We start from the raw sequence: 16,495 nt of genomic DNA on the forward strand, positions 1-16,495 counted from the left end.
AGTAGCTGTTAGGTGTCATTGGGATGCGCACAGGCTATGCCTAGAATTCCGACTTCTGCGGGAGATAAGCGAAGATGGCCTATTTTAGGCTCAGGGTAATCCCGGATATGAACGATAGTTATGGAATTTGCCGATATTCTGACCGCTCTGGACCCACGTCTGCCTTGCGGCGAAGACTTGGAATACGACGCCGAGTTTCTGCAATTGCAGCAAGCTGCGGTCGAGCGTAGCGAGCAGCAATTCGGGTCGACGATCATTCCGGCCCAGCCGCCTGACTGGCGCGAAGTCGAAAGGCTGGCGCGCGGGTTATTGGACCGGACGCGCGACGTGCGCATCATGGGCTATTTGACGCAGGCCTGGACAGAGGCTCGTGGTCTGCCGGGTTATGCCGATGGCCTGACATTGGTGGCGGACACATTGGAGCGTTATTGGGACGCGGTGCATCCTCGTCTGGATAGTGTGGACGATAACGATCCGATGCCGCGCATCAATGCGTTGGTATCGCTGGGGGATCATGCCGGCGGCGCGCGGAGCGCGCGTTCCAGCCGATTGGTTAATGGCGTGCACGGGCAATTGTCGTTGCGCGATGCCGAATCCTTGCTGGACGGCAGCCGTTCGGATCCGGATTTTTATCCGGGCGGCCGCACACGCCTGATCGAGCATTTGCGTCAAGCATGGCTGCAGCAAGATGAAGATTTGATTGCCTTGTCGGCTGCCGTACAGGCGTTGCGCCGCATCCAGAATCAAGTCGCGGACAAGCTTGGGCAAGAATGGGTGCCGGATTACGCGGGCATCCTGCGGACGCTGGATGTGGTGATGCAGGTGCTGGGTGATAACGCCCCCATGACCAGTGCGGACACGTTAACTGGGGACGCAAGTGCTACGGCACAGCGTGAGGTTGCCGTAAAGGCCGCTGCAGAGCCCGCCTCATCGCATGCCGCGCCAGCGCCCGTGATGCGTTGGCAAGACGCACAGATTCAATCACGCGAAGAAGCTGCGGCGATGTTGGCCAAGGTCTGCGCGTATTTTGAAGTGCATGAGCCCAGTCATCCGGCACCGTATTTGATCCGGCGGGCGCAGCAGTTGATTTCCATGAGTTTTCACGACATTGTTAAAAATCTGGCGCCGCAAGGTCTCGAGCAGTTCGAGGCCTGGTTACCCAGGGACGCCAATGGCGGACCTGGCAACTGAGGTGACGTAATGCAGGCACACATATAGCTGGACAGGAGAGCACACATGGTAACGACACTAAAAGGCAGCGGGCAGAAGTTCATCGCACGTAACCGAGCCCCGCGCGTGCAGATCGAATATGACGTGGAAATCTATGGTGCAGAGCGCAAGATTCAACTGCCTTTTGTGATGGGCGTGTTGGCAGATCTGGCCGGTAAGTCTGTGGAGCCTCAACCTGATGTGGCCGAACGCAAGTTTCTGGATATCGACATCGATAACTTCGATGAGCGCATGAAATCCATTCAACCGCGCGCGGCTTTCCAGGTGCCCAATACGTTGACCGGCGACGGCAATCTGAACGTGGATATCACGTTCGAGAGCATTGACGATTTTTCGCCTGCTACGGTGGCGCGCAAGGTGGGCGCATTGAACGAGCTGCTGGAGGCTCGTACGCAGTTGGCGAACCTGTTGACCTACATGGATGGGAAAACAGGTGCCGAGGAATTGATCGGCAAGGTATTGAAAAACCCCGCTCTGATGAATGCGTTGGCTGCCGCACCGAATCCGGATGCGCCGACGACGGACGCCAATACGTCCGAATCTGATCCGGCCGCGAAATAAACGATAACGGAGATCGCGATGACTGCAGTAGCCAAACACGCAGATGCCCGCAGCACTGAAACGCTGGAGGCCGATGGCCTGTCCGCGTTGCTGAAGAAAGAGTTCAAACCCAAGACCGAGCAGGCCCGCGAGGCCGTCGAACACGCTGTCCGTACGCTGGCGCATCAAGCGCTGGAAAACAGCGGTGTGGCGGTGTCGGCAGATGCCTATCGAACGATTCAGGCCATCATTGCCGAGATTGACCGCAAGCTGTCGGATCAGATCAATCTGGTCATGCACCATGCTGATTTCCAGCAACTGGAAGGGGCATGGCGCGGTCTGCATTATCTGGTGACCAACACAGAAACGGACGAGTTGCTGAAGATCCGCGTGATGTGTATCTCGAAAAAGGAACTGGGCCGTACCTTGAAGCGTCACAAAGGCGTGGGCTGGGATCAAAGCCCGATCTTCAAGCGTGTGTACGAGGAGGAATACGGCCAGTTTGGTGGCGAGCCGATCGGTTGCCTGGTGGGCGATTACCATTTTGACCACAGCCCGCCCGATGTGGAGCTGCTGAGCGAAATCGCGAAGATTTCCGCCGCAGCGCATTGCCCGTTCATCGCAGGTGCATCGCCCAATGTGATGCAGATGGATTCGTGGCAAGAACTGGCGAACCCGCGCGATCTGACGAAGATCTTTACGAACACGGAATACGCTGCATGGCGTAGCCTGCGCGAGTCGGAGGATGCGCGTTATATCGGCTTGGCGATGCCGCGATTCCTGGCACGCCTGCCCTATGGGGCACGCACGAATCCTGTCGATGAGTTCGATTTCGAAGAAGACACCGACGGCGCGAATCACGACCGTTATGCGTGGGCGAACTCGGCGTATGCCATGGCGGCCAACATTAACCGTTCGTTCAAGTTGTACGGTTGGTGCACGTCGATTCGCGGCGTGGAGTCGGGCGGCGCGGTGGAAAATCTGCCATGCCATACGTTCCCGACCGATGACGGTGGCGTGGACATGAAGTGCCCCACCGAAATCGCGATCAGCGATCGCCGCGAGGCCGAGTTGGCCAAGAATGGTTTCATGCCGCTCGTGCATCGCAAGAACTCTGACTTTGCGGCGTTCATCGGCGCGCAGTCCCTGCAAAAACCGCACGAATACTACGATGCCGATGCGTCGGCCAACGCCAAGCTGTCGGCACGCCTGCCGTATTTGTTTGCCTGCTGCCGTTTTGCGCACTATCTGAAGTGCATCGTGCGCGACAAGATTGGTTCGTTCCGTGAGCGTGATGACATGGAACGCTGGCTCAATGACTGGATCATGAATTACGTCGATGGTGATCCTGCGAACTCGTCCCAAGAGACCAAAGCACGCAAGCCGCTCGCGGCGGCCGAGGTCCAGGTGCAAGAGATCGAGGACAACCCCGGCTATTACTCCGCGAAGTTTTTCTTGCGGCCTCACTATCAGTTGGAAGGGCTGACAGTGTCGCTGCGTCTTGTGTCCAAGCTGCCATCCTTGAAAAAGAATGATGGTTGAGATGGGCATTTTTTTCAGGGCACTTCGTGCCGTGACAGCAACTTAGGGAGAGAGAAGTGTCTGTTGACATGTTCATGAAGATCGACGGTGCCAACGGCGAGTCGAAGGATGCCAATCATAAGAATTGGACCGATATCGTTTCGTTCTCGTGGGGTGCCACACAGCCCGGCAACATGGCTAGCGGCGGAGGCCTGGGTGCTGGAAAAGCCAGTTTCAACGACTTGCACGTGGTGGCGCGTATTGACAAGGCCGCTCCGGCTGTCATGAAGCATTGCGCCAGCGGCAAACACCTGAGCAAGATTGAGTTGTCGGTGTGCAAGGCTGGCGGCCAGCAGATTGAATACACGAAGATCACGTTGGAAGACGTACTGGTGTCGTCCGTGCAATTGTCGGGTGAACTGAACCAGGAGTCCGTGACGGTGAACTTCGCTTTTCAAGCTGCCAAGGTCAAACAGCAATACTGGGAGCAGACGGAGCAAGGCGGCAAGGGCGCGGAAAGCGTGGTCGCTTGGGATATCAAGAAGAACCAGGAAGTCGGTTAAGCCGTCGGTACGGGCCTGGCGTTTCGGTGTCGGGTCCGTCCACGTCAACTCTTGCTCCCTTGAGCTGGCGCCACTGCGGGAAGTGTGTTGTGGTGGAGTCTCTTTGTTTTATGGCGACGGGCGATTTTCGGATCGACCGTCGACTTTGTTTTCTGTCTGCGGTGCTTTCTTATGATCAGACCTGCCGTTGCGTTGCGTGAAAGCAGCTTGTCCCAGCATCTGGAGACGATCCAGTCCCAGATACGTCGTCAACCGGCGGACGCTGATTTGCGGGCGCAGTTGTTCCAGTTGATGGTTGTGCAGGGTGATTGGGGACGAGCATCCGAACAATTGAAGTTGTCTGCCCAGTTGAATGCGCAGGCGCAGCCTACTGCCATCTTGTATGAGCAGGCGATTGCCGCTGAACGTCAACGCGAGCGCGTGTTGATCGGCCAGGAACAGCCGGCCGCGTTTGGTGAGGCACCCTCGTGGTTCGCTGATTTATGGAGAGCTTTGAGTTGTGATGCTGATGCGCCGGAGGAAGCGGCGCAATTGCGTGAACGTGCTTATGAGGCGGCCGAATCCCGAGCCGGGACATTGACGGTGTCCATGGATGATGCCGCGGCGACGTTCGAGTGGATCAGCGATGGCGACAGTCGTCTGGGGCCGGTTTTTGAATTCATGTCGGCGGGGCGTTATGGCTGGCTCCCGTTCTCGGCGTTGCGCGAGGTGCGGCTGTTGCCACCCGAAGGGTTGTGCGATGTGGTGTGGGCACAAGCGGAAGTGACGCTCGACGAAGGCCGTACCCAATACGGCCTGATCCCCGCGCGCTATCCGGCCCTGCCGGGACAAGTATTCGCTGATTTGCCGGACGGGGTGAAACTCGGTCGAATGACAGATTGGCATCCCCTGCAAGGCGAGATGTATGCCGGCGTGGGGCAAAAAATGTGGATGACCGATCAGGGGGAATACGCATTGCTGGATATCCGGTCGCTGGAGATGCGCTGATGGCAGTATCTGAGTCGACGGCGAGCCTGCGTCCCTGGGAGCAGTTGCCGCGCAGTGAGCGCGTGGCTCGGGATCGTTTGCAGCCGTCGCTGTTGGATCGCTTGATGGATAACGATCCATCCAAACGGCAGGAGCCTCGCGAAGCGTCGATGCTGACTCATGATGAGCTGCGGGTTGCCGTGCTGCGAGATCTGCGCTGGCTGCTCAATACCGTCAATTTACAGACCACGGATGATTTATCGTCGTATCCGTCTGTGCCGGAATCGACATTGAATTTCGGCGTACGGGCCATGGCAGGCAAGCGCATGTCGGAGATCGACTGGATCGACGTCGAGGATTCGATTCGTAATGCGATCGCGGCGTTCGAGCCTCGTATCCTGGATTCGTCGGTCGAGGTCCGGTGCGTGACAGATACCGGTACGCTGGAGCATCACAATGTGCTGAGCCTGGAAATCAAGGGCATGCTGTGGTGCGTGCCGCATCCCATGGAGTTCCTGTTTCGTACGGATATTGATCTGGAAAGCGGTCATATGGACCTGCGCGACCTGGGGGGTGTTGCCTGATGGATTCGCGCTTGCTCGACTATTACAACCGCGAGTTGGTGTACATGCGGGAAATGGGCGCCGAGTTTGCCCAGATGTACCCCAAGGTCGCCGGTCGTCTGGGGATGCATGGCACTGAGGTGGCGGATCCCTATGTCGAGCGGCTGCTTGAGGGGTTTAGCTTTCTGACGGCGCGTATCCATCTGAAGATGGATGCCGAGTTCCCGCGGTTTTCGCAGCGCCTGTTGGAGGTGGTGTATCCGAATTACCTCGCGCCTACGCCTGCGATGGCGGTGGTGCAGTTCTCTCCCAGCATGAACGAGGGGACGCTGGCCCGCGGCTTTGATCTGCCACGAGGGACGTTGTTGCGCGGACGTGTGCCGCGCGGCGAGCAGACACCGTGCGAATTCATGACGGGCCATGAGGTGCGTCTGTGGCCGCTGCGTGTGACGCAGGCCGAGTTCACGGGGACGCCGCCGGATCTGCCCTTGGCCCGGCTCGGATTGGGCGGACGCAATAGCCGCGTGCTGAGCGCTTTGCGAATTCGCATCGAGGTCTGCGGCGGTGTGCGTCTGGAAGACATGGATCTCGACCAGCTCGTGTTTCACCTGGCGGGCCAGGATCTGCAGATGCAGCGCTTGTTGGAAATCCTGATGGGCCATACCGTGGCGGTGCTGGGGCACGATACGCAGCGGCCGGTCAGTTGGATCAACAAGCTGTCTCCCTCGTCGATACGCCATGAGGGATTTGACGACGATCAGGCATTGCTGCCGGCCGATTCCCGCGTGTTTCAAGGGTATCGTTTGCTGCAGGAATATTTTGCATTTCCGCGCCGCTTCCTGTTTTTCAGTGTGAACGATCTGAAACGCGGCTTGCGTACGCCGCCCTTGTCGGGAAGTACTCGCCGCGAGACACGCAGTTTTGATCTGACGTTCTTGTTTTCCGTTGCGGCGCCGGAACTGGAAGGCGCCATTGCGGCGGAGCATCTGGCGTTGCATTGTGCGCCTATCATCAATCTGTTTCCCAAGCGTGCCGATCGTATTGCAGTGACCTCGCGTACGAGCGAATACCACTTGGTCGTGGATCGTACGCGCCCATTGGACTATGAGGTGTTTGGGGTAACCCAGGTGTTGGGGCATGCCTCGGCAGAGCGGCCCGAGCAGGAGTTCAGGCCGTTTTACGGGACGCTCGGGTCGGACCCGGATGATTACGGTGCGTATTACTCGACGCGTCGTGAGCCGCGCTTGTTATCTGAGCAGGCAAAACGCAACGGCACACGTACGGGGTATATCGGCAGCGAGGTGTTTGTGTCGCTCGTAGACCGGAATGAGGTGCCGTTTTCCGGTCAACTGCGTCATCTGACGCTGGATACGCTGTGCACGAATCGGGATCTGGCGATGTTGTTGCCGCTGGGAACGGATACGGATTTCACCTTGCGCGTATCGGCGCCAGTCGGTGCGGTAAAGGTGCTGCACGGTCCGACCCGTCCGCACGCTGCGTTGGCAGAGCATGCTGCGACGTGGCATCTGATCAGCCACTTGGGTCTGAACTACCTGAGTTTGATGGACCTGGACGCGGAGCAGGGCGCCCAGACGCTGCGCGAAATGTTGAATGTGTACGGCAATCTGGCCGATCCTGTCGTGCGTAAGCACATAGGCGGTGTACGTCACGTGCGTGCGGATCCGATGCATCACCGTCTGCCCCTGCCTGGTCCTATTGTGTACGGACGAGGCGTTCGTATCAGTATGCAAGTCGACGAGGCTGCGTTTTCGGGCATCAGTCCGTATTTGTTCGGCGCCGTACTGGAACAATTTTTTGCCCGGCATGTATCGATCAATATGATGTCGGAATTGGTGTTGTCTACATTGCAGCGCGGCGATATCGCCCGCTGGAAGCCTCGCATGGGGGCGCGGCCCGCCGTATAGGGCTGTCAAGGTTGATAGAAAGGAGTCGTGCCATGAATACCGCTGCGAAACGTCAGTATCCGGTCTACGATCCGGTGCATTTAATTGGCACGGTGTTGCATCGTGATGACGACGGTGGCTTTGTTGTCGAGTGTGATGGCCACCAGTGGCGCACGCGCTTGGCCGCCAGTTGCTTGTTGGTGCCGCAAGAGGGGGATCATGTGCTGATCAGTGGTCCTGAGGCGTCTCGCGTATATCTGATCGCTGTAGTTGAGCAGGCGGATCCGCAGCGTGCGCAGCTCGAGACGGTGGGCGACGTCGTACTGCGTTCGCGCACGGGCAGCGTGTCTCTTGAAGGGGCAACGGATGTCAATGTGTCCGGACAGAACGCGGTCAAGATCGATACTGTGTCGTTGGCGCTGCAGGCGAAAGAAGCCAGCTTCGTCACGGAAAAAATGAAATATCTCGGCGCAGAGGTGACGGCCACGGTCGGGTCTACGCGGGTCGTGGGCAAGGTATACGAGGCCATCATGGATCGGCTGTCGTTCTTGTCGCGCGTGACGTTCCGTGCGGCGGAGGAGGTCGAACATGTGCGCGCCGGGTCGTTGGACTATCGCGCCGACAAGAGCGCGCGATTGCATGCGTCGTACACCATGGTGACCGGCGAGAAGCTCGTGAAGGTGGACGCCAAGCAGATTCACATGGGCTGACGGATGACAGACACGATGGCGCAGGCAGGGGTACAAGCGACGGCCGACGAAATGTCAGGGTCGCAACCCGCTGCGACCGAAGCGGATCAGCAGGCGCCACAGACGTTGCCACCATCCAACGGCACGCTGCCGGGCATGCCGGCCGAGTTCTGGCGGGCATTGTCGCAGGACCCGTATTCCCACGATCTGTTTCATACGTTGCGCTGGATCGATGCACGGGCCGGCGCCCGTTTGCCGCTAGGCCGCGATACGGTCGCGCGCAATGAGCCCGTACGCTTGAGGCAAGAGCCGTCGATGGCTTTTGCGCCATCGACGCTGGCTTCGGTCGCGCTTGGGCGCGGAAACCGGCCGCCTGAACTCTCGATCTACAGCTTTGGCCTGTTCGGTCCGAATGGTCCGCTGCCGCTGCATTTGACGGAGTATGCACGCGAGCGCATGCATCACTATGGCGATCGAACGTTGTCGGGCTTTGCCGATGTCTTTCATCACCGGTTGATCCTGTTGTTTTATCGGGCATGGGCCGATGCGCAGAGCACGGTCAGCCTGGATCGGAAAGAAGCCCGTTTTACCCGCTATGTGGCGAGCTTGCTGCATATGGGCATGCCTTCGCTGGCCAGGCGCGACGCGGTGATGGATCACGCCAAGTTTTTCATGGCGGGCCATTTGTTGCGGCAAACCCGGAATCCCGAAGGGTTAAAGCAGATTCTGCAGACGTTTTTCTCCGTGCCGGTACGTATTGCGGAATTTGTGCCGCAGTGGATACGGCTGGATCCCTCGCAGCGATTAGGGCTGGGTGGATCCATGGGATTAGGGCAGGACACGATTCTCGGGGCGGCGGTGCGGGACGCGCAGCACAAGTTCCGCATCGAGCTGGGGCCGTTGACGCGGGCCGATTACGCCAGCTTTTTGCCTGGCGGCAGACGCGCCAAACAATTGCTGCATTGGGTGCGCGACTACATCGGTGTCGAACTGGCGTGGGATGTCCGGCCGGTGCTCAAGCGGCAGGACGTGCGCGGGGTCAAATTGGGCGAGCAGCAACCCTTGGGTTTGTCATCCTGGCTGGGTAAGCGCCGGGCAGAGCAAGGTGATGCTCGCGATTTACTACTGGATTATGAAGGCCGTGATCGTGCAAAGCGTGATGCACGCCAGGCGGCCGCAACATCGCAGCCCGAGGAGGCGAGATCGTGACGCATGACATGTTCTACGATGGCCAGGTACTGCATTGGCCAGGCCATGGAAAATTCCGTGCGACAAGCGGGATGCGCGGATCACAGATTCCGTCGGAATCGTGCACACCGGATGCTGGCCCGGTGCCGCCCGGGCTGTACAAGATATTCCTGGCGGATCAGGGCGCGGCGCAGGACGATGGGCGCGGCGCTTGCGCGTTGCAGCCGGCGTGGGGAATTCAGACGATCCCGCGTGGCGCTTCTGCCGGCGCGTGCGAACCGTATTGGGCCAACTGGGGCGTCAATCGCGCACGGATGGAGCCTGCCGATACGGCCACGCGTAATCGTTGCTCTCCGGTGCGCGGCGGGTTCTATCTGCATGATTCGACCAAGGGATTCAGTCATGGATGCATCGAAGTCGATGGCCGTATCTTTCCGCTGCTGCGCACGTATGCGCGTGGCGGCCGAGGGCGTTCGACGATGATCATCAAGGTCGATTATGTGGCCGGGCGCCAGACCAATGGAGGCACGCTTGTCGAATAATGCACGATGCCTGGCGGTGTTGTTGGCGGCCGCCCTGATCGGCACGGCGGCACAAGCGGCCGGGCCGATCAAAGTCGAGAATGCCCTGGCGCAATGCGTAACCTTGCAGCCAGGCGTGCGCACGACAACCGGAAAACAGGTGGTGACTGAAGCCACCCTCACTGTCAAAAAGCCAATCGGGGAATGTGGCTGCAAGTCTGCTATTGCGACGTATACCTCGCAGGTAGAGATGGAAGGAGGATATCGCAGCTTTTTGCAGCGCGGCGCCTTGTTGGTCAAGGAGTCGGGAGTGCAGCCGCTGACATTGGCCAGCAGTGAGCAATTGCTGGGGGATCGCGGTGTGGTGCTATCGTTGGCTTGCGCAGGACCGGATTGACGTTGCTCGAGCATGGCACTTGATTGATTTTCCTGTTTGATTCCTGCCGGATGATGCTGGCGGGCAGATTCGCTTTCACGCTGGGTACAACACAACGATATGTCTGACATTGGCCGCATAGATTTGTTTGGCAAGCTCAATCCGCTGCTATACCAGGCGCTGGAGGGGGCGACCTCATTCTGCAAACTGCGAGGTAATCCCTACGTTGAACTGGTGCACTGGATACACCAGATCGTACACACGCAGGATAGCGATCTGCATCGCATCGCGCGTCGGTTTGATGTTGATATGGGGATGCTGCAGGCCGATCTGACACAGGCGCTGGATCAACTGCCACGCGGTGCGGGGTCAGTATCCGATCTGTCGGAGCATATTGATCATGCCGTTGAACGAGCCTGGGTGCTCGGATCGCTGCGCTATGGTGCCGGACGCATTCGCGGCGGGCATTTGATCGCGGGTCTGGTAAAGACTTATGCCTTGCGCAACGTGCTGCTGGGGATGTCCGACCAGTTTTCACGCATTGTGCCGGATGTGTTGCTGGAGCAGTTGGACGCCATCGTGCATGGTTCGCCTGAGGATGCCACGGCGCAGCCGGTGGAGACTGACTCGGGGGCACCGGCATCCGTCGAAGGCGGTGGTTCCGCTTTGGCGAAGTATGCGGTCGACCTGACTGCCAAGGCCCGTGCGGGCGAAATCGACCCTGTGTCCGGAAGGGATGAGGAAATTCGCCAGATCGTCGATATTCTGATGCGGCGCCGGCAGAACAATCCCTTGCTGGCGGGCGAAGCCGGTGTAGGCAAGACGGCGGTGGTGGAGGGCCTGGCCTTGCGTCTGGCCAGTGGCGACGTGCCGCCTCCGCTGCGTGAGGTTTCTCTGCTGCTGCTGGATATCGGGCTGTTGCAGGCTGGGGCCGGCGTCAAGGGCGAATTCGAGCAGCGTCTGCGCGGCGTGATTGACGAGGTGCAATCCAGTCCTCGTCCGATCGTGTTGTTTATCGATGAGATTCACACGTTGGTAGGTGCAGGCGGCGCAGCGGGTACCGGCGATGCGGCCAATCTGCTCAAACCTGCATTGGCGCGTGGCCAGTTGCGTACGATCGGCGCAACAACCTGGTCGGAGTACAAAAAGTACATCGAGAAAGACCCGGCGCTGACCCGGCGTTTTCAGGTGGTGCAGATTCATGAACCGGCCGAACCTCGGGCGGTAGGTATGTTGCGCGGCCTGGCCGCGACGCTGGAGGCGCACCATCAGGTGTTGTTGCTGGACGAGGCGATCGAGGCGGCGGTGTCGTTATCGCATCGATATATTCCTGCCCGGCAATTGCCTGACAAGGCGGTTGCCTTGCTGGATACAGCGTGCGCTCGCGTTGCCGTGAGCCAACATGCGGTGCCTGCTGCACTGGAAGATGCGCGTCGCCGTATCGAAGCCCTGGAAATCGAGCAGCGTATCGCCGTGCGCGAGGCGCACTTGGGTGCGGGCGAGGAAGACCGGGTGGCCCAGGTCGGGACGGGTCTCGAACAAGCACGTGCACAAGAGAGCGAACTGGTGCAACGCTGGGAGGCCGAACGTGAGCTGGCTGAGCGGGTGTTTGCGTTGAGGCAGGCGCTGGATGCGTCGAATGCGCACGATGGTGAGCCGACAGGCGCAACGGCTGGCAGTGAGGCTGTCGCGGGTGAAGCATCGACGGTGCGCGCCGCTGACGCGGCCGATGCTGCTGGAGTGAGTGCAACGGCTGCGGCTGATGCATCGGCGCAGAGCCCGGCCGCCACGGTGGCCCCTGCGCAATTGCGTGCCGAGTTGGCGCAGGCGCAAGAGGAACTGGCGCGCCGTCAGGGCGAACAAGCGCTGATTTACCCCGCCGTGGATGCCGCCGCGGTGGCATCCGTCGTTGCCGATTGGACCGGCATCCCTGTGGGCCGCATGGTACGCGACGAGGCCCATTCGGTATTGCGTTTGGCAGATACGCTGGAACAGCGGGTCATTGGACAACGGCATGGTCTGGAGGCTATCGCACGGCGTATTCAGACGTCCCGTGCGCGCCTGACCGATCCCAACAAGCCGGTGGGCGTGTTCTTGCTGTGCGGCCCCAGTGGCGTGGGCAAGACCGAGACGGCATTGACCTTGGCCGAGGCCCTGTACGGTGGCGAGCAGAATCTGATCTCGATCAATATGAGCGAGTTCCAGGAATCGCATACGGTGTCCACGCTGAAGGGCGCGCCGCCGGGCTATGTAGGCTACGGCGAGGGCGGCGTACTGACTGAAGCCGTGCGGCGCCGTCCCTACAGCGTCGTGTTGCTCGACGAGGTGGAAAAGGCCCATGCGGACGTGCATGAGATTTTTTTCCAGGTCTTCGACAAAGGCTGGATGGAAGACGGCGAAGGCCGCTACATCGATTTTCGCAATACCGTCATCATCCTCACTTCGAATGTCGGTACAGAGTTGATCAGCAGCCTGTGCAAGGATCCGGATCTGATGCCGGATGCGGATGGTTTGGCCTCAGCCTTGCGAGAACCGCTGTTAAAGGCGTTTCCTGCGGCATTGCTGGGGCGTCTGGTGGCGGTGCCCTATTTGCCGCTCTCTGACGAGATGCTGGCCCGTATCGTGGATCTGCAGTTTGAGCGAATCCGCCAACGGCTCCGGGATAACCACGGCATTACGTTGACGGTCAGTCCTGGGGCGACGGCGCTGGTGGTGGCGCGTTGCACCGAGGTCGAGTCGGGCGGACGCATGGTGGATGCAATCCTGACGAATACGGTATTGCCGCAGATCAGCCACGAGTTGCTGACGGCATCAATGGATGGGCGCAATGTGCGTGCAGTCAGTTTGCTGGCGGCTGATGGCGAGTTTCAGTACGAGTACGAATCGCAGTCTTGAGTGTGCGGGCGCGCCTGCAGCGCAGTTACTTGCGGCGAGGCGTGTCTGTTTTTTGGCCGGTATTATCGTCAGATGCAGGAGAGGGCTGTTGCACGCGTGCAGGGCGCAGGTAGCCACCATATTCGCGTAAATGATCGCGTGCGGCCCAGCCCTGATTATCGTGATCCTGCGTGTTGCGCAGAGCCTCGCTGACGGGATCCAGTCGATGCGGGGCCAGCGGATCATCTGAGGGCAGGGTCGAGGGCGTTTGATCTGAAAATACGTTGTGCACGTCATCGCCTTCGTGAGAGTCCAGCAGGTCCAGTGGATCGCGCAGGGGACCGGAAACATTGGCATCGCCGCGCGGCAAATGACGTAAGGGGTCTTCAGGGTTGCGGTTTTGTGCGGATTCCATATCGAAGGGATGCGCGGAAACATCGGGTACGCTCCCGACCGGGAGGGTGCCAGGGCCGAACAGGTCGCTGAAAACGTCGGTGGATGAGGTATCAGCAGCCGACGTATTGGCAAACGGTTCGTCGAACAAGCGTTCCTCGGCGACCGGTGGACTGGACACGGCTGCCGTATCAGTAACGGCGTCCGTGGCCGCGGGTTCTGCGAAGTGTGTTGTGGGTGGCGACGGGGCAATGGCCTCGTCCGCGGGCTGAGGAATATCCTCGTTCAAGGGGGCCGTTGCAGTGGTATCTGCAGCAGTTGTAGTAGTAGTGTGGGCCTCGGCGACGGCTGCCGTGTCCTCGATATGTGAGGAGGGTGCGTTGTCGGACTGAGCCGTGGTGTCGGGCTCGGGCTGGGCGGCGGTGAGCGGGGCTGCGGCTTCTGCAGCAGCGGTCATCGCGACACTGGCCGTGGCGAGGGCGACAGGCGCCGATGATACTGATGGAGGCGAGGGAGGTGCTGAGGTGGTTAGCGAGATAGGAGTCGGGTTTTCCCGAGGTGGTGTGGGCGTTGGTGCTATCGCTGCAAGGTCGAGCAACGGGCTTTCCAGCAGAGGGTCCGGTTCTGCCGAGAGCGGGGTTTGCCCCGCATTCAGCGTCGTGAATCCGTCTGCCGATGCTGCGGTGTTCTCGACGGTGGGGGCAAGCGGGTCTTCTGCTCTGAGCTTATAGGAGCCGATCACCAATTCGTCGCCGAGGGAGAGCGGCACCTCCTGGTCTCGATGAATGGCGCGGCCGTTGATACTGACGCTGCTCATGCTGCTGAGATTCACCAGGTAGCAGGCATCGTTGCTGATGCGCACGGCTGCTTGGATACGGCATATGCCATGCGTGGGATCGGGCAGGACGAGGTGATTGTCTGCCGACCGTCCCAGCGTGCCGCCCGGGGCTTTGAATACCGCGGACCAGGGTGTGATGAAGCCGGAGTCTTCGGGGCGTTGCTGAACGGTGAGTTTCATGCAGAGATCTCCAATGCAGATGATCCAATGATAACGACCCTGGTAGGTAGAAGTGATGACGGGGAGTGATGAAAATTAATCGGCTCGGGTTTTTTTCGCCATGAGCGTAACAGTCGTAACTGTTTCTGTATTTACACGACAGTTTCTTATTTTTCGCTTGATATAGTCGGTTTATTCATAAGCTAGGGAGGCGTGCCGCGAATGATGGTGTTCCGTAGTACCTCGACTGCGCTTGGGAAAGCCCTGCGCATAGGGCTGCTGATGATTTTCTCGCTGGTGATCGCGGGCTGTTCTTCCACGGCGAGCCGTGTTGCGGTGCCGTATGCCATTGAGTTGACGGCTGATAAGCAGGTAAACCCTGATATCAACGGGCGGCCGTCTCCTGTGCAGATCACTATTTATGAGTTGAGCTCCACGAGCGCGTTCAGTTCCCGCGATTTTTTTGCACTGCAATCTGATCCCCAGGTCGCGTTGGGCAAAGAGCTGCTGAATTCGGATCAGGTGGTGCTGCGTCCTGGCGAAACAAAGACCCTGCACTATTCGGGCAACACCGAAGCCCGTATGGTGGGTATCGTCGCGGCGTATCGCGATCTAGAGAAAAGCCAATGGCGCCTGGCTGTGGAGTTGCCCGAGGCGCAGAAAACGAACATCTTCAAAGTATGGCAGTTTTCACCCAACGAAGAGACGATCAAGGTCTCTGTCAAAGATAACGAAGTGGTTGTCACGGATCGGGATAGATCGTGGTGGCCGTTCTAGGCGCATGGCTCGCGCTGCCCGCGGTCTGACTCCAACCCTATTGCAAGCATAACCATGGCAGAGAAGAACAAGGTCATTTGGTCAGAGGGGATGTTTCTGCGTCCCCAACACTTTCAACAATTCGAACGTTATCTCGATGGTGCGTTAAAGCAGCGCACTGCGGCGTTGCAGGGGTTTTCCTGGGGCTTCAGTCATCTGGTGCTGGATCGCGATGCGTTGGCGATCGGCAAGCTGGTGATGACGCAGGCCAGCGGCGTCTTGCCCGACGGCACGCCGTTCGATTTTTCTCATCCCGATGATGCGCCGGAAGCTTTAGATGTGCCAGGCTCGGTGCAGGACGTCCGCGTCATGTTGGCCTTGCCGCGTGTGCGGCCCGGGGCCACCGATGTGCAGTACGAGGACGAAGCCGATTCGCTGGCGCGGTACCTTGTGCAAGAGCTGGAGGTTGCCGATTCGGGATCGGTGGGATTGGAGCCTGCATTGCTGCAGGTGGGGCGTCTGCGCTTGCGTTTGATGCTCGAGACCGATATGGGTGACGAGTGGCTGGGCCTGGGGGTGGTGCGCGTCATTGAGCGCCGCGCGGACAACCGGGTCGTGCTGGATGAGCGCTACATTGCCCCATGGCTGTCGGTGGGGGCTCATCCCTTGTTGCTGGGTTTTGTACAGGAGCTTTACGGCCTGCTGCAGGCGCGCAGCGAGGCGCTGGCGATGCGTTTGTCGCAACCTGGCCGCGGCGGCGTGTCCGAAGTCTCCGATTTCATGCTGTTGGAGACGGTCAATCGCTATATCGGGTCGTTATGGCACACCCGTCAGACAACTTGGCTGCATCCCGAACGGCTGTTTCATGACTGGCTGATGCTGGCGTGCGATTTGGCGACTTATACCGCCGCGACGCGACGGCCGGAGGTACTGCCGACCTATGAGCATGACGATCTGCAGTTGACGTTCGGTACCCTGATGGATGAGTTGCGCCGTTCGCTGTCTGCAGTGTTGGAGCAGCACGCTTTGCAGATCCCGCTGCACGATCGTGGCCAAGGGGTGAAGGTGGCGCAGATTCCCGATCTGGAACTGCTGCGCACAGCGGGCTTTATCCTGGCAGTGCATGCGGATATGCCGTCGGATACGGTGCGCTCGCGTTTCCCCGCGCAGGTCAAGATTGGCCCGGTAGAACGTATTCGCGATCTGGTGCATTTGCAGTTGCCCGGTGTGACGGTACGGGCTTTGCCGGTAGCGCCTCGCCAGATTCCGTACAGCGCGGGCCATGTGTATTTCGAGCTCGACAAGGGCGGCGATTTCTGGAAACAGCTGGAGCGCACGGGCGCTCTGGCGTTGCATTTGGCGGGTGAATTCCCGGGCCTGTCCATGGAGTTCTGGGCCTTGCGCGATTAGGGTA

The 16,495-nt window shown here is 59.5% G+C and carries 15 protein-coding genes; 14 read left to right on the forward strand and 1 reads right to left on the reverse strand.

The annotated features are described in order from the left end of the window. The first annotated feature begins 120 nt into the window (after positions 1 to 120). The 12 genes from tssA to tssH all read left to right on the forward strand — a co-directional run bounded on the left by tssA (position 121) and on the right by tssH (position 12,956). Positions 121 to 1,191 carry a type VI secretion system protein TssA gene (tssA, locus tag ACYVI2_RS19680; protein WP_460490337.1) on the forward strand — a complete coding sequence of 357 codons (1,071 nt, stop codon included), beginning with the start codon at positions 121 to 123 and terminating at the stop codon, positions 1,189 to 1,191. A gap of 45 nt (positions 1,192 to 1,236) precedes the next feature. Continuing rightward, positions 1,237 to 1,791, forward strand: coding sequence for a type VI secretion system contractile sheath small subunit (gene tssB, locus ACYVI2_RS19685; RefSeq protein ID WP_415818363.1), 555 nt, complete (start codon positions 1,237 to 1,239; stop codon positions 1,789 to 1,791). 18 nt (positions 1,792 to 1,809) lie between these two features. Continuing rightward, positions 1,810 to 3,312, forward strand: a complete 1,503-nt coding sequence (tssC, locus tag ACYVI2_RS19690; protein ID WP_415818361.1) for a type VI secretion system contractile sheath large subunit — start codon at positions 1,810 to 1,812, stop codon at positions 3,310 to 3,312. A 56-nt stretch (positions 3,313 to 3,368) separates the two neighbouring features. Beyond that, entirely contained in the window at positions 3,369 to 3,854 is a 486-nt protein-coding gene (locus ACYVI2_RS19695) for an Hcp family type VI secretion system effector (RefSeq protein WP_415818359.1), read from the forward strand. Between the two features lie 171 nt (positions 3,855 to 4,025). Beyond that, positions 4,026 to 4,841: a type VI secretion system accessory protein TagJ gene (locus tag ACYVI2_RS19700; protein ID WP_415818357.1), complete on the forward strand. Its 816-nt coding sequence runs from the start codon at positions 4,026 to 4,028 to the stop codon at positions 4,839 to 4,841. Further along, positions 4,841 to 5,404, forward strand: a complete 564-nt coding sequence (gene tssE, locus ACYVI2_RS19705; protein WP_415818355.1) for a type VI secretion system baseplate subunit TssE — start codon at positions 4,841 to 4,843, stop codon at positions 5,402 to 5,404. Before ACYVI2_RS19700 ends, tssE begins: the two co-directional genes overlap by 1 nt. Continuing rightward, positions 5,404 to 7,308 (forward strand): type VI secretion system baseplate subunit TssF, encoded by a 1,905-nt coding sequence (gene tssF, locus ACYVI2_RS19710; protein WP_415818353.1) that lies wholly within the window; start codon positions 5,404 to 5,406, stop codon positions 7,306 to 7,308. The genes tssE and tssF overlap by 1 nt, the downstream gene beginning before the upstream one ends. Before the next feature lie 32 nt (positions 7,309 to 7,340). Continuing rightward, complete coding sequence (locus ACYVI2_RS19715) at positions 7,341 to 7,997, forward strand: DUF3540 domain-containing protein (RefSeq protein ID WP_415818352.1); 657 nt, start codon at positions 7,341 to 7,343, stop codon at positions 7,995 to 7,997. A 3-nt stretch (positions 7,998 to 8,000) separates the two neighbouring features. After that, positions 8,001 to 9,185, forward strand: coding sequence for a type VI secretion system baseplate subunit TssG (tssG, locus tag ACYVI2_RS19720; RefSeq protein WP_415818350.1), 1,185 nt, complete (start codon positions 8,001 to 8,003; stop codon positions 9,183 to 9,185). Then, positions 9,182 to 9,706: a DUF2778 domain-containing protein gene (locus ACYVI2_RS19725; protein ID WP_415818348.1), complete on the forward strand. Its 525-nt coding sequence runs from the start codon at positions 9,182 to 9,184 to the stop codon at positions 9,704 to 9,706. Before tssG ends, ACYVI2_RS19725 begins: the two co-directional genes overlap by 4 nt. Then, positions 9,696 to 10,082: a DUF2195 family protein gene (locus ACYVI2_RS19730; protein WP_415818346.1), complete on the forward strand. Its 387-nt coding sequence runs from the start codon at positions 9,696 to 9,698 to the stop codon at positions 10,080 to 10,082. Before ACYVI2_RS19725 ends, ACYVI2_RS19730 begins: the two co-directional genes overlap by 11 nt. A 99-nt stretch (positions 10,083 to 10,181) precedes the next feature. Further along, positions 10,182 to 12,956 (forward strand): type VI secretion system ATPase TssH, encoded by a 2,775-nt coding sequence (gene tssH / locus ACYVI2_RS19735; protein ID WP_415818344.1) that lies wholly within the window; start codon positions 10,182 to 10,184, stop codon positions 12,954 to 12,956. Positions 12,957 to 12,981: 25 nt separating this feature from the next. Here the strand turns inward: tssH and ACYVI2_RS19740 are convergent, their stop codons facing one another. Next, the gene (locus tag ACYVI2_RS19740; protein WP_415818342.1) at positions 12,982 to 14,346 is read right to left on the reverse strand and encodes an FHA domain-containing protein; all 1,365 of its coding nucleotides are present in this window, start codon (positions 14,344 to 14,346) and stop codon (positions 12,982 to 12,984) included. Positions 14,347 to 14,547: 201 nt separating this feature from the next. Here ACYVI2_RS19740 and tssJ point away from each other — a divergent pair, with 201 nt between their 5' ends. After that, positions 14,548 to 15,102 carry a type VI secretion system lipoprotein TssJ gene (gene tssJ, locus ACYVI2_RS19745; protein ID WP_415818340.1) on the forward strand — a complete coding sequence of 185 codons (555 nt, stop codon included), beginning with the start codon at positions 14,548 to 14,550 and terminating at the stop codon, positions 15,100 to 15,102. A 54-nt stretch (positions 15,103 to 15,156) separates the two neighbouring features. Beyond that, complete coding sequence (gene tssK / locus ACYVI2_RS19750; RefSeq protein ID WP_415818338.1) at positions 15,157 to 16,491, forward strand: type VI secretion system baseplate subunit TssK; 1,335 nt, start codon at positions 15,157 to 15,159, stop codon at positions 16,489 to 16,491. Positions 16,492 to 16,495: the final 4 nt, after the last annotated feature.

The sequence above is a fragment of the Bordetella tumbae genome (assembly GCF_054780995.1).

What these genes read in the sequence shown, in the direction of transcription:
- tssA (WP_460490337.1), top strand. Translation starts at nt 121, where the DNA reads ATGGAATTTGCCGATATTCTGACCGCTCTGGACCCACGTCTGCCTTGC.
- tssB (WP_415818363.1), top strand. Translation starts at nt 1,237, where the DNA reads ATGGTAACGACACTAAAAGGCAGCGGGCAGAAGTTCATCGCACGTAAC.
- tssC (WP_415818361.1), top strand. Translation starts at nt 1,810, where the DNA reads ATGACTGCAGTAGCCAAACACGCAGATGCCCGCAGCACTGAAACGCTG.
- ACYVI2_RS19700 (WP_415818357.1), top strand. Translation starts at nt 4,026, where the DNA reads ATGATCAGACCTGCCGTTGCGTTGCGTGAAAGCAGCTTGTCCCAGCAT.
- tssE (WP_415818355.1), top strand. Translation starts at nt 4,841, where the DNA reads ATGGCAGTATCTGAGTCGACGGCGAGCCTGCGTCCCTGGGAGCAGTTG.
- tssF (WP_415818353.1), top strand. Translation starts at nt 5,404, where the DNA reads ATGGATTCGCGCTTGCTCGACTATTACAACCGCGAGTTGGTGTACATG.
- ACYVI2_RS19715 (WP_415818352.1), top strand. Translation starts at nt 7,341, where the DNA reads ATGAATACCGCTGCGAAACGTCAGTATCCGGTCTACGATCCGGTGCAT.
- tssG (WP_415818350.1), top strand. Translation starts at nt 8,001, where the DNA reads ATGACAGACACGATGGCGCAGGCAGGGGTACAAGCGACGGCCGACGAA.
- tssH (WP_415818344.1), top strand. Translation starts at nt 10,182, where the DNA reads ATGTCTGACATTGGCCGCATAGATTTGTTTGGCAAGCTCAATCCGCTG.
- ACYVI2_RS19740 (WP_415818342.1), bottom strand. Translation starts at nt 14,346, where the DNA reads ATGAAACTCACCGTTCAGCAACGCCCCGAAGACTCCGGCTTCATCACA.
- tssJ (WP_415818340.1), top strand. Translation starts at nt 14,548, where the DNA reads ATGATGGTGTTCCGTAGTACCTCGACTGCGCTTGGGAAAGCCCTGCGC.
- tssK (WP_415818338.1), top strand. Translation starts at nt 15,157, where the DNA reads ATGGCAGAGAAGAACAAGGTCATTTGGTCAGAGGGGATGTTTCTGCGT.